The organism is Ureibacillus sp. FSL K6-8385 (assembly GCF_038593155.1).
In the GTDB taxonomy this organism is placed as follows: domain Bacteria; phylum Bacillota; class Bacilli; order Bacillales_A; family Planococcaceae; genus Ureibacillus; species Ureibacillus terrenus.
In genome coordinates this window covers 1,932,404-1,945,594 of record NZ_CP151968.1, presented here as the reverse complement: position 1 = coordinate 1,945,594, position 13,191 = coordinate 1,932,404, and the positions used below count along the sequence as shown (strand labels likewise).

At 42.6% G+C, this 13,191-nt stretch carries 12 protein-coding genes; 9 read left to right on the top strand and 3 right to left on the bottom strand.

Annotated features, from left to right (window positions below; genetic code table 11):
• Positions 1–5: 5 nt before the first annotated feature.
• Positions 6–1,403 carry a Fe-S cluster assembly protein SufB gene (sufB, locus tag NST62_RS09640; RefSeq protein WP_141602748.1) on the top strand — a complete coding sequence of 466 codons (1,398 nt, stop codon included), beginning with the start codon at positions 6–8 and terminating at the stop codon, positions 1,401–1,403.
• Between the two features lie 370 nt (positions 1,404–1,773).
• Here sufB and cysC read toward each other — a convergent pair whose 3' ends face one another.
• The 3 genes from cysC to NST62_RS09625 are packed head-to-tail and all read right to left on the bottom strand — an operon-like array spanning position 1,774 to position 4,241.
• Positions 1,774–2,373 (bottom strand): adenylyl-sulfate kinase, encoded by a 600-nt coding sequence (gene cysC, locus NST62_RS09635; protein WP_141602747.1) that lies wholly within the window; start codon positions 2,371–2,373, stop codon positions 1,774–1,776.
• Between the two features lie 12 nt (positions 2,374–2,385).
• The gene (gene sat / locus NST62_RS09630; protein WP_342462836.1) at positions 2,386–3,525 is read right to left on the bottom strand and encodes a sulfate adenylyltransferase; all 1,140 of its coding nucleotides are present in this window, start codon (positions 3,523–3,525) and stop codon (positions 2,386–2,388) included.
• Positions 3,526–3,536: 11 nt separating this feature from the next.
• Entirely contained in the window at positions 3,537–4,241 is a 705-nt protein-coding gene (locus NST62_RS09625) for a phosphoadenylyl-sulfate reductase (RefSeq protein ID WP_141602745.1), read from the bottom strand.
• A gap of 380 nt (positions 4,242–4,621) precedes the next feature.
• Between NST62_RS09625 and NST62_RS09620 the strand changes: the two genes are divergently transcribed.
• From NST62_RS09620 to NST62_RS09585, 8 genes are all read left to right on the top strand, one after another.
• Complete coding sequence (locus tag NST62_RS09620; RefSeq protein WP_328215643.1) at positions 4,622–5,686, top strand: sulfate ABC transporter substrate-binding protein; 1,065 nt, start codon at positions 4,622–4,624, stop codon at positions 5,684–5,686.
• Positions 5,687–5,789: 103 nt separating this feature from the next.
• Complete coding sequence (gene cysT, locus NST62_RS09615) at positions 5,790–6,623, top strand: sulfate ABC transporter permease subunit CysT (RefSeq protein WP_342462835.1); 834 nt, start codon at positions 5,790–5,792, stop codon at positions 6,621–6,623.
• Positions 6,624–6,669: 46 nt separating this feature from the next.
• Positions 6,670–7,515 (top strand): sulfate ABC transporter permease subunit CysW, encoded by an 846-nt coding sequence (gene cysW, locus NST62_RS09610; RefSeq protein ID WP_246045877.1) that lies wholly within the window; start codon positions 6,670–6,672, stop codon positions 7,513–7,515.
• Between the two features lie 10 nt (positions 7,516–7,525).
• On the top strand, positions 7,526–8,596 hold the full coding sequence (locus tag NST62_RS09605; RefSeq protein WP_141602741.1) for a sulfate/molybdate ABC transporter ATP-binding protein: 1,071 nt from the start codon (positions 7,526–7,528) through the stop codon (positions 8,594–8,596).
• 38 nt (positions 8,597–8,634) lie between these two features.
• Entirely contained in the window at positions 8,635–9,837 is a 1,203-nt protein-coding gene (locus tag NST62_RS09600; protein WP_141602740.1) for an acyl-CoA dehydrogenase family protein, read from the top strand.
• A gap of 14 nt (positions 9,838–9,851) precedes the next feature.
• Positions 9,852–11,186, top strand: a complete 1,335-nt coding sequence (locus tag NST62_RS09595; RefSeq protein WP_342462834.1) for an LLM class flavin-dependent oxidoreductase — start codon at positions 9,852–9,854, stop codon at positions 11,184–11,186.
• Between the two features lie 63 nt (positions 11,187–11,249).
• Entirely contained in the window at positions 11,250–12,101 is an 852-nt protein-coding gene (locus tag NST62_RS09590; protein ID WP_328215894.1) for an ABC transporter ATP-binding protein, read from the top strand.
• Positions 12,102–13,187: an ABC transporter substrate-binding protein gene (locus NST62_RS09585; RefSeq protein WP_141602737.1), complete on the top strand. Its 1,086-nt coding sequence runs from the start codon at positions 12,102–12,104 to the stop codon at positions 13,185–13,187.
• Positions 13,188–13,191: the final 4 nt, after the last annotated feature.

Sequence of the window (13,191 nt, the reverse complement as noted above, 5' to 3'; positions counted from 1 at the left end):
AAAACATGGCAAAAAACGTGCCTGATATTGGCGATTACAAATACGGTTTCCGCGACAAGGACGTTTCTGTATTCCGTTCAAAACGTGGATTAACTGAAGAAATCGTCCGTGAAATTTCCAAAATGAAAAATGAGCCGGAATGGATGCTCGAGTCCCGCTTAAAGGCTCTTGAAATATTCTATTCAAAACCGATGCCACAATGGGGCGGCGACCTATCGGAATTAAATTTTGATGAAATCACTTACTATGTAAAACCTACGGAAGCGACTCAACGTTCCTGGGATGAAGTTCCGGAAGAGATTAAAAGAACGTTCGACCGGTTGGGTATTCCGGAAGCGGAACAAAAATATCTTGCAGGGGTTTCTGCCCAATACGAGTCCGAAGTCGTTTACCACAATATGAAAAAAGAGCTTGAGGAAAAAGGGATTATCTTTAAAGATACAGACTCAGCTTTGAAAGAAAACGAAGAGCTGTTCAAAAAATATTGGGGAACAGTGGTACCGGCATCTGACAATAAATTTGCCGCGTTAAATACGGCGGTTTGGTCCGGCGGTTCCTTCATCTATGTTCCGCCAGGCGTCAAAGTGGATACTCCGCTTCAGGCATACTTCCGTATCAACTCCGAAAATATGGGACAATTCGAACGGACTTTGATCATCGTGGACGAAGGCGCATCCGTCCACTATGTAGAAGGATGTACGGCACCGATTTATTCAACAAGTTCCCTTCACTCGGCGGTTGTGGAAATCATCGTGAAAAAAGATGCCTACTGCCGTTATACTACCATCCAAAACTGGTCCAACAACGTGTACAACTTGGTGACAAAGCGTACGGTTGTTGAAGAAAACGGTACAATGGAATGGATTGACGGCAACATCGGTTCCAAATTGACAATGAAATATCCTGCCTGCATCCTGAAAGGGGAAGGCGCCCGCGGCATGACATTGTCAATCGCGTTGGCTGGCAAAGGCCAGCATCAGGACGCCGGCGCGAAAATGATTCACTTGGCGCCAAACACATCCTCCACAATCGTGTCAAAATCCATTTCGAAACAAGGAGGTAAAGTGACATACCGCGGTATTGTCCGCTTCGGTCCGAAAGCAAGCGGCGCCCGTGCGAATATCGAATGCGACACATTGATTTTGGATAACCAATCCACTTCCGATACAATTCCATACAACGAAATTATGAATGACAACGTGTCCCTTGAGCACGAAGCGAAAGTATCCAAAGTGTCCGAAGAGCAATTATTCTATTTGATGAGCCGCGGCATTTCCGAACAGGAAGCGACGGAAATGATCGTTATGGGATTCATTGAACCATTCACCCGCGAACTTCCAATGGAATACGCTGTGGAAATGAACCGCTTGATCAAGTTCGAAATGGAAGGTTCAATTGGTTAAGGCTTGAAATATCAACGTTTATAAGGTCTTTGGTCATTCGGGAAATACCGATCGACCACAAATTGGCCAACAAAATTACCGCATTTCCAAGTGTTTTTGTAAGGTCGAGTGCATTCCGCTCGACCTTTTTTGTTAAGTATCTGCGGTAGCTTTGAGTTTTCATAACCTAAACGTTCAGAAACATGTTTATTTTACTTAGCTGGAAGAATTTATTGGGATAATCTTTTGGATATATAATGCAAAAAACGGTAAGCATCTAAATAAAAGAACGTTAATTTGCAATGAAAAAAGCAGGGCAAATATTGCCCTGCTTCATCTATTTTATAGGGGAGTTTTCTGTTTGATTTATGGCGGATCATTTGTGAGCTTCTTATTTGATATAACCTTTATCAATTAAAAACTGAATCAGCTGATTTTTGCATTCCTCAACGGAATTCTTTTCGCTGTCCACGACGATTTCCGGATTGTCCGGCGCTTCATAAGGGGCGCTGATGCCCGTAAAGTTTGGAATTTCATTGTTTCTCGCTTTTTTGTAAAGTCCTTTTGGATCTCTTCGTTCACATTCTTCAATGGAACATTGAACATACACTTCGATGAATTCGCCGTCTTCCACAAGGGATCTGACCAAAGCCCGGTCTTCTTTATATGGCGAGATGAAAGCCGTCAGCACGATTTGTCCGCTTTCAACAAATAATTTGGAAACTTCACCGATGCGGCGGATGTTTTCCTTTCTGGATTGTTCGTCAAATCCCAAATCTTTGTTCAGACCGTGGCGAATGTTGTCTCCGTCAAGGACAAAAGCCTGATTGCCGCGGTCAAACAATTCTTTTGCCACGGCATTGGCAATCGTGGATTTTCCGGATGCGGATAGTCCCGTAAACCATAGAATGAAACTATGGTGTCCGTTCTTCTTGCGATAATCTTCTTTCGTGATGGATGTATCGTGCCAAACGATGTTTTTTGAACTCATTGTGACAACTCCTTATGAATGAACTTCTTCCCTTAGACCGCGAATCAACACTTCCACCACTTCCTTGCGGCTGAAAGTGCTTGGAGGGATTTCTCCGTTGCGAAGCATTTCGCGTACTTTCGTTCCGGATAAAATAATGCGGGTTGATGCATCATGAGGGCATGTTTTGGTTGTGGCCATGCCGTCACATGCTGTGCAGTAGAAGCTGTGTTCAAATTTTAGTGGAATGATGCCGATTTCTTCCGGAGTGAAGTTATCAAATATTTTTTGGGCGTCATATGTGCCGTAATAGTTTCCGACACCCGCATGGTCGCGCCCTACGATAAAGTGGGTGCAGCCATAATTTTTGCGGACCAATGCATGGAAAATCGCTTCCCTTGGACCCGCATAGCGCATTGCGGCAAGGAAGACTCCCAAGTGCACCCGATCTTTCGGATAATAATGGTCGAGCAATACTTGATAGCTCTCCATCCGGATATGGGCCGGAATATCGTCGGATTTTGTTTCTCCGACCAAAGGATTTAAGAAAAGTCCGTCAACGATTTCCAATGCCACTTTTTGGATGTATTCATGGGCGCGGTGTACCGGATTTCTTGTTTGGAATCCTATAACGGTTTTCCAGCCTTTTTTCTCAAAAAGTTCTCGTGTTTCGATTGGATCGAATGTGAATTCAGGGAATTGTTTTTTTGTTTTTTTGACAAGGGTGATTTTTCCTCCGACATATACATCCGGACGGTCAAACAATTTTTTCACGCCAGGGTGGTTCAAATCATCTGTACCGTAGACTTTTTTTGCTTCAACTGTTTTATCCGGTTTGTAAATATCCTGGATTTCAATGATTCCGTAAACTACGCCGTTGGATACCAGTTTCGCTTTATCACCGATTTTTAACGTGGCAGCAAGTTCTTCCGTTACCGGAAGCGTAATCGGAATGCTCCACACAATGCCGTTTGCAAGGCGCATGTTTTCCACAACGCTTTTATAATCTTCCTGCGTCAGGAAGCCGTCGATCGGGCTATATGCCCCTACCCCGATCAGCTCCAAATCGCTTAACGCAATTCCATCAAGGGGGATTTCTTTTTGAAGATGTTCATACGGTTCATTCGGATCGTATGCGTTAATTAATACACCGCCATGTGGTTGAATTGTCATTTTTGTTCCTCCTAATCTGTGTGTAATCCGCATTCTGTTTTGTTTAATCCCGCCCATCTGCCTGAACGCAAATCGTCCAAAGTAAAAGCGGGCTTTGTGCAATAGGCGCATCCGATGCTCGGATAACCCTGGTCATGGAGCGGGTTGTATACAAGCTGATGTTTTCCTACATAGCGCCACACATCTTTCCATGTCCAATGAATCAACGGGCAGATTTTGATGGATTTGAATTTATTATCCTTATTGATAAAATTCACATGTTTTCTTGTTTCGGATTGTTCGCGCCGCAAACCGGAAATCCATGCTTTTGCCCCGGTCAATGTTTCCCGGAGGGGAATGATTTTCCGGAGTTCACAGCATTTATTCGGATCTTTTTTCCATAGCTCATCCCCATACAGTTTTGCCTGTTCTTCCAAAGAAAGGGACGGTTTCTTTAATTCTATATTTAATAGAGGATACCTTTCTTTTACCCTTTCAATGGTTTCATAAGTTTCTTTAAAATGCACTTCCGTGTCGAGAAAGACGATGTGGGCATCGGGCTTCACTATTGAAATCAGGTCGATGAGCACGATGCCTTCAATGCCGAAACTGCAGGCATAAATGACATCGTCGCCGTATTGGTCATAAGCCCACTGAAGCACGTTCAGGGCGCCTTTATACGTTTCATCGACTTCAAAATCGATCGTTGAATCTTGCCATGTCTCGTAAGTTAACATAACTACTCCTCCTTTCAAATGAAAGAGGGCGTTTTAATGTAACAAAAATCAAACCGATTACATTAAAACACCTCTAGTTTTCTAGTCGGCGTCATATCCAAAAAGGAAATTAAAAATTTTAATTTAAAGTATACTATTTTAATTGAAATTATCAATATTAAAATTCAAATTTATGTAATTTGTTTAATAATTTTTTAAAAACCATGTTGACTAATCGGAAATATTGGATTATTGTATTTCTCAAGAGAATCTTGGTAAACAATCAGGTAACTGATCAGACAAACTGAAGGTTGCCTACAGTTCTTCCGTTTATTTTGTTTTCAGGGGGGATTGTAGGCAGCCTTTCTTTATTCAAGATTTAAGAAAAAGGGGAGATTAAGATGAAGAAAAAGCAACGAAAACTACTTTTGCTTGGAATTATTTCGCTTTTCCTTTTCTTGGCTGCCTGCGGAAATCAGGAAGGGGCAAATGACAATGAAACATCCAAAAATGCCGGTGAAAACAAATCTTCAAAAGAGCCGGTTGAACTGTTGAATGTTTCATACGATCCGACACGGGAATTATATGAAGAATACAATAAAGAATTTATCGCTTATTGGAAAGAAAAAACAGGCCAGGATGTAAAAATCCAGCAATCCCATGGAGGATCAGGAAAACAGGCAAGATCCGTCATTGACGGAATCGAAGCGGATGTTGTCACACTGGCTTTGGCTTATGACATCGACGAGATTGCACAGACCCGCCAATTATTAAATGATGATTGGCAAAAAGAATTTGAACACAACTCTTCTCCATATACTTCAACAATTGTCTTTTTGGTCCGCAAAGGCAATCCAAAAAATATTAAGGATTGGGATGATTTGACGAAAGATGGCGTTTCAGTCATCACTCCAAACCCGAAAACAAGCGGAGGAGCGCGCTGGAACTATTTGGCGGCATGGGCGTTTGCAAGCAGAAAATACAACGGCGATGAGGCCAAAATCAAACAATTTATGAAAGATCTTTACAGCAATGTGGAAGTGCTGGATTCAGGAGCGCGCGGTTCTACGACGACTTTCGTGGAACGCGGGATCGGTGATGTGCTGATTGCATGGGAAAATGAAGCATATCTTTCCTTGAAAGAATTCGGCGAAGATGAATTTGAAATTGTAACTCCTTCTTTAAGCATTTTGGCTGAACCTCCGGTGGCCATTGTGGACAAAGTCGTGGATAAAAAAGGAACACGCGAAGTGGCGGAAGCTTACCTGAAATATCTATATGGCGAAAAAGGCCAAGAAATTGCGGCGAAAAACTTCTACCGTCCACGCGATCAAAAAGTGTTTGAAAAATATAAAGATCAATTCCAGGATTTAGAATTGGTGACAATCGATGAATTCGGCGGCTGGAAGGAAACGCAAAAAACGCATTTTGCAGATGGAGGAACATTCGACGAAATTTATCAATAAACAAAATAGGAAATGATTTCCCTCCGGAATTTTCAAGGTCAGCATAGGGGAACGGAGCAGCCTCCTTCCTTTATGCTGAATCTTCATAATGGGGTGATAAAAAGTGGAGTTTACATTAAGAAAGAGAAAAAGTAATACAATTATTCCCGGATTTTCTCTGACCCTTGGATATACGATGCTATATTTAAGTTTTATTGTCATCCTGCCTCTGTCCATGATTGTGGTGAACACTCTTTCGATGAGCTGGGGCGAATTTTTCGAAACCATCACCCATCCAAGGGCGGTGGCTTCCTATAAATTGAGCTTTGGAAGCGCATTGGTTGCAGGGTTGATCAATGTGATATTTGGAACAATCATTGCATGGGTGCTGATCCGATATGACTTTCCAGGAAAAAAGATTATCGACGGGCTTGTAGATTTGCCATTTGCTTTGCCGACCGCGGTTGCCGGGATTGCGTTGACAACGCTTTACGCCCCAAGCGGTTGGATCGGGAAGTTTTTTGATTTTAAAATTTCCTACACACCCCTTGGAATCGTGATTGCGTTGACTTTTATCGGATTGCCGTTTGTCGTCCGGACTGTGCAGCCTGTCTTGCAAAATCTGGGGAGAGAAGTGGAAGAAGCCTCGGCAAGTCTCGGGGCAAACAGATTCCAAACCTTTGTCAAGGTGATTCTGCCTGAATTATATCCGGCGATGATTACCGGTTTTTCATTGGCTTTTTCAAGATCACTTGGCGAATACGGTTCAGTAGTATTTATTGCAGGAAATATGCCGATGAAAACGGAAATTACGCCGCTCATTATTATGACGAAACTGGAACAGTACGATTATGTGGGCGCTACAGCCATTGCGGTTGTGATGCTCGTCGGTTCCTTTATTATTCTATTGTTCATCAATTTGATCCAATGGAGAATGAACCGGAAATTCAATTATTAGGAAGGATGGCAAATGAATGACGAAACCGTTGGATGTGGACCGGAAAATGCCGATTGTAAAAAAAGCTGTCTCAAATCCTTATCCGTTGAAGGAATCGGCGATTGTGAAATGGTCGTTGATTACGATTTCATTGCTTTATATCAGCCTATTTTTAATTCTTCCTTTGATTTCGATTTTTGTGACTGCACTTGAAAAAGGATGGGAAACGTATGTCGCGTCCATTGTTCATCCCGATGCCCTCGCCGCCATCAAGCTGACCATCACCGTTGCGCTGATTGTCGTCCCGTTGAATGCGGTTTTCGGGATTGCCGCAGCCTGGCTGATCACCAAATTTACATTCAGAGGGAAAAATTTGCTTGTCACTTTGATTGACTTGCCTTTTGCCGTTTCCCCCGTCATTGCAGGTCTGATTTTTATTTTGCTGTTCGGAGCGCAAGGATTGTTTGGCGATTGGCTTTTTGAACATGACATCAAAATCGTCTTTGCTTTGCCGGGCATTATTCTTGCAACATTGTTTGTGACATTTCCCTTTGTTGCAAGGGAGTTGATTCCTTTAATGCAAACCCAAGGGATTACGGAAGAGGAAGCTTCGATTTCGTTGGGAGCAAGCGGATGGAAGACATTTTTCTATGTAACATTGCCGAATATCAAATGGGGGTTATTGTACGGACTGATTTTGTGCAACGCCCGCGCAATCGGGGAGTTCGGCGCGGTATCGGTCGTGTCGGGGCATATTCGGGGAGAAACGAACACGATGCCCTTACATATCGAAATTTTATATAACGAATACCAGTTTACGGCGGCGTTCGCTGTCGCTTCGATCATGTCCATATTGGCGATTTTGACCATCATCATAAAGCATATCGCTTCATGGAAAGCGAAAGAATTTTAGGGGGATTTTTATGGGGATTCAAATCAAAAATGTGTCAAAGTCCTTTGGTTCCGTAAAGGTTTTAAAAGATATCAGCGTCGACATAAAATCCGGGGAACTCATCGCCCTCCTCGGACCTTCAGGATCGGGGAAGACCACGTTATTAAGGATTCTTGCAGGATTGGAAGGGCTGGATGAAGGGACGATTTTATTCGATGGAGAGGACATTACCAATGTCAGTCCGAAAGAGCGGAAAATCGGTTTCGTATTTCAACATTATGCTCTATTCCGGCATATGAACGTGTTTGAAAATGTCGCCTATGGTTTAAAAGTGCGGCCGAGAAAAACGAGACCTTCCAAAAAAGAGATCGAGAGAAAAGTGAATGAATTATTGTCGCTCGTAAAATTGGAAAATTTCCAAGACCGCTATCCTTCCCAACTTTCAGGAGGGCAACGTCAACGTGTGGCATTGGCTAGGGCATTGGCCGTGGAACCGAAAGTGCTGCTTTTGGATGAACCGTTCGGAGCATTGGATGCAAAGGTGCGAAAAGAGCTCCGGAGATGGCTTCGCCAACTGCATAATGAGTTTCATGTGACGAGCATTTTCGTGACCCACGATCAGGAAGAAGCCCTTGATGTGGCAGACCGGATCATTGTCATGAACAATGGAAAAATCGAACAAATCGGTACGCCGGATGAAGTGTATGAAAATCCAAAAAGCCCATTTGTCTATGATTTCTTGGGAAATGTAAATATCTTCAGAGGGCGTTTGCAAAACGGAAAATTGAAGCAGGGGCAATTTGAAATCAACGCTCCTCATTATCTGGATTCCCATGATGATGCAGTTGGATATGCCCGCCCGCATGACATTTTAATTGAAAAGGAACAGGTGGACAATGAAACGGTTCCCGCCAAAATCTCCTTTATCCACATTGTCGGGCCAACTGCTCGGATCGAATTGAAAAGGGAAGACAACGGGGAATATTTGGAGGCGGAATTGCCAAAAGAGCAATTTAAAAATTTACAGATTCAAAAAGGCGAAGTGGTATATGTACGTCCAAAACAATTAAAAGTGTTCATACCGGAAGATTTCTCGATATAAATGGATCCGGATAGAACAAAATTGGAGGAAGATTGATCATGAACAGAAGTAATCAAACAATTCGCAATGAAAGGGATCAACAATTGGTCGATTATGCGGAACGCGTTGCAAAGCAAATCAGCGAAACCGCAGGGAAAATTGATGAATCGGGGGAATTTCCTTTCGAACATTTTGAAATTTTGAAAAAGGAGGGCTATTTGAAATTGGTCATCCCGAAAGAATATGGCGGGGATGAGCTCTCCTTATATGAAATTTTGCTTGTCCAAGAAAGATTGGCAAAGGCTTCCGGTTCAACCGCTTTGGCAGTAGGCTGGCATTTAATGACATTTTTCAGCCTCAGATGTTTCAGACCATGGAAGGAAGAAATCTTTGCAAAACTTTGCCGGGCGGCAGTGGAAGAGGGATCGGTTTTAAATGTCTATGCAACGGAACGGGCGACCGGAAATATTGTCAGAGGCGCCAACCCGTCCACGGTTGCAAAGAAAGTAAAGGGTGGCTATGTCATTAACGGGCGCAAAGCCTTCGCGACACTCGCACCTGTTGTCAAACATTTTACCGTTTTGGCCTATGTCGAGGATGAAGATAAGGTTGCAGAGTTTTTAATCGAAAAAAACGATTCGGTGGAAGTTATTGATACGTGGAATGTGCTGGGCATGAGAGGAACTGGCAGCATGGATATCCAGTTAAATAATGTTTTTGTTCCCGAAGAAAACTTGCTTGCATACTCGGAAAAGGGAAAGCCGACCCGCTTTACCGGGCTAAGCAGCGCGTACACTTTGCAATTGCCCGCCATTTATTTGGGCATTGCAACAGCCGCACGGGACTTCGTTTTGAAATATGTGAACGAAAAATATTCTCCAAGTTTAGGGGGATATATCGCGGAGGCTCCACATGTCCAACAAAAAATCGGAGAAATGGAAATCCTGATTGCCGTTTCCAGAATGGTTTTATATCATGTGGCGGAAAAATGGGATAAAAATGAACATCTCCGTGACCAACTCAGCAATGAAGTGGCCATTACAAAATATACAGTATGCAATAATGCCAAAAAGATTGTGGAATTGGCCATGCAAATCGCGGGAGGGCATTCTTTATCGAAAGACTTGCCGTTGGAAAGATATTTCAGGGATGTACAATGCGGGGCATTCAATCCGCCGTTGGATGATATGGTCATCAAGCAAATAGCAAACGAATCCATCCAACACTATAAAAATTCCGTGAAAATTGAAGAATTAGTTTGAGGAGGTATGGTGTCATGACTAACGAAAAACGGATGTTGCTAGGTTCCTTTTTCCAAACGTTTTTAGGCCATCATTTGGCTGCCTGGAGATATCCTGAAACAAAAACGGAAGAAGTGACAAAACTGTCGCTATATAAAGAGATTGCGGAAATTTCAGAAGAGGGGAAATTCGATTTTCTCTTTTTGGCAGATGTGTTGGCCCATAATGAAGAAGATATCGCCTATACTCCCCAAATCCGGCTGGAAGCGACGACGACAATGGCGGCACTGGCTTCCGTTACAAAAGATATCGGGTTGGTGGCGACTTTATCTACTACCTTTACCCACCCATATAATGTGGCAAGACAGTTTGCGACAATCGATCATTTGAGCGGGGGAAGAGCGGCATGGAACATTGTTACAACCGCCCATGATCATGAAGCCGCCAATTTCGGATTGGAAGAGCAATTGGACCATTCCCTCCGATATGAAAGGGCTGACGAGTTTGTACAAGTAACGAAAAAATTATGGGATAGCTGGGAAAAAGATGCCCTTTTATTTGACCGGGAAAATGGAATTTTCTTGGATGAAAAGAAAATACATCCAATTTATCATGAAGGAAAATATTATAAAGTGAGAGGACCGATTAATATTCCAAGACCGCCTCAAGGACACCCGATATTGGTGACCGCCAGCGCTTCGGAAAAGGGAAGGGAATTTGCGGCGAAACATGCGGATATCTTATTTACGATTGCACCTTCTACAGTGGAAGAAGGGAAAGCGGTATATAACAGCATCAAACAAAAAGTTTCAGCGTATGGACGCAATCCGGAGCATTTTAAAATTATGCCGGGTATCGTTCCGTTTGTAGCGAAAACGGAAAAAGAAGCGAGAGAGAAGTTTGAGCAATTCCAGGAACTGATCCTTCCGCAGTTGGGAATCGGCTGGTTGTCCAGATATGTGGACCACGACTTGTCGCAATATTCGCCTGATGATCATTTGCCTGAATTGAAAGATGTTGATCAGGTCAATGGAGAAAAGGGACGTTTCAAACTTTTATCAGAGTTGGCGAAAGAAAGAAACTACACAATCAAAGAATTGGCCCGTTATTTTGTAGGTACGCAGGGACATTTATTTATTGTAGGTTCAGGCGAACAAGTCGCGGATAAATTGAGTGAATGGTTCCTCAATGGAGCGGCAGATGGATTTAATATTAAGTTCCCTTATTTCCCAGGCGGAGTGAGAGATTTTGTGGATCACGTCATCCCAGTATTGCAGGAGAGAGGTATTGTACAAACAGAATATGCAGGAGGCAATTTGCGGGAAAATTTAGGGCTGGAATATCCTGTTTCACAAAAACTAGAAGTGTAATAATCGTTTAAATCCTACTATTTTTATTTATATAGTACACAAAAGGAGGGAGCGATTGAATCCATGCAGGTGTTGGAAAAAGAAAAGAAATCAAGCCATGAACCGTCATCAGCTCCTATTAAAATCAAGGCAATAAATGTAAGTTTTGGTTATAAAGATACGGAAATATTAAAAGATATCAATTTGGAAGTAAGGGAAGGGGAATTTCTCGTCTTGATGGGCCCCAGCGGTTCAGGAAAAAGCACTTTTTTACGGCTGCTTGCCGATCTGGAAAAGCCAAATTCCGGTGAAATCATTATCAATAATAAAAACGGGATTTCCGATATAGCGGTAGTGTTTCAGGATTATTCCCTATTCCCGTGGTTGACCGCAGAAGAGAATATTGTACTCGCTTTAAAGAAGCGCTTAAAAGGAAAAAAGTCGAAAAAAGAACTTTTTCAATTGGCGGAACAATATTTGACAATGGTGCAGCTGGGGCACGCAACTAAAAAATATCCCGGGGAGATGTCCGGCGGAATGAGGCAGCGGGCAGCCATTGCGAGGGCATTGTCGGTGGGATCGGATCTGTTGTTGATGGATGAACCCTTCGGTGCATTGGATCCGATTACAAGAATACAATTGCAAGAACTGGTATTACAGATTAATCAAGATCAAAAGAAGACCATCATTTTTGTCACCCATGATGCCGAAGAAGCCATCATGTTGGCGGATAGCATAGTGATGTTTTCGCCGGGGCCGCCCGGAAAAATTTTGGAATGCATCGATGTGCCCTTCGAAAAGCCGATAAACCGCAATGAATTGTTTGAAAGCCGGGAATTTATAGAATTTCGCGATGATCTATTACAACTGATGAACAAGGGAATCTTTGAAAAGTTGAACCAGAAAGAAGCAGTAGAGGATGGGGGAGGAATTTAAGTGAAATCACGTTTCAAAGGTTTATTTTACATTGTTTTTCTGCTGATTTTATCCGTTCAATTGGCCGCCTGCAATGGAAATGAAAATTCCAATGAAAATGCAATCAAAAAAGATGAAAAGCAATATCATCTCAAAGTGGGCTATTTAAAAATGAATGGGGCCCCATTGGCGGACATCGCGATTCATGAAGGTTTTTTTGAAGAGGAAAATTTGACGGTTGAAATGGTGCCGTTTAATGCTTCAACGGACGGAATCAATGCGCTGCAAACAAATAAAATTGATATCGGATTAACATTTGGAACAACGACTCCTTTGGCTTTCATTGCGCAAGGGGCGGATTTGGACATTATCGGCGGCCATATGGAGGGAGGCCATCCCGTTTATGTTCCGAAAGAAGATGCGGACAAATATAAATCATTTGAAGATTTCAAAGGAAAAACAATAGGCGTTGTACGATTGGGAGTGCCGGATATCGTATTTAAAACGGCCTTAAAGAAAGCCGGTTTGGATTTGGAAGAGGATGTAAAATTTGTCGAATTCAAAACGAATGCAAACCTGATTGAAGCGGCGGCAGCCCGCAAAGTCGATGCGGCCTTTTCGCTTTCCGGATTTCTTTCTCAGGCGACCGAGGCAGGTTTAGTTCCATTTATATGGAGCAATGATGTACAGCCAGGCCATGTTTGCTGCCGTGTCGTCACACGAGGGGATTACACAAAAGATCAGGAAATCGCCTTCAAGAAATTTTTAAAAGGCTTGATTAAAGCGGAAAGATTAAAACTGGAAAATCCAAAAATTGCGGTAGAAGCTTCCAAAGAACGTTTCAATTTGTCCGATGAAGAAATAAATGAAATTGTAAATGAGGAGCATTTGATCAATTCGGCGGATCCCCATAAACATCAAGTGGAAGTATTGTGGGAACAAATGAAAGATCTGGGTTACATCGATGGGGATGCCAAAAACATTGATCTAAATAAATATTTTAATCTAACTTTCTACGAAGAAGCGCTAAAAGAATTAATGGAAGAAAATCCGGACGATGATTATTATAAAAAAGTTTTCGAGCGCTATAAAAAGCAGAATCTATAAAATG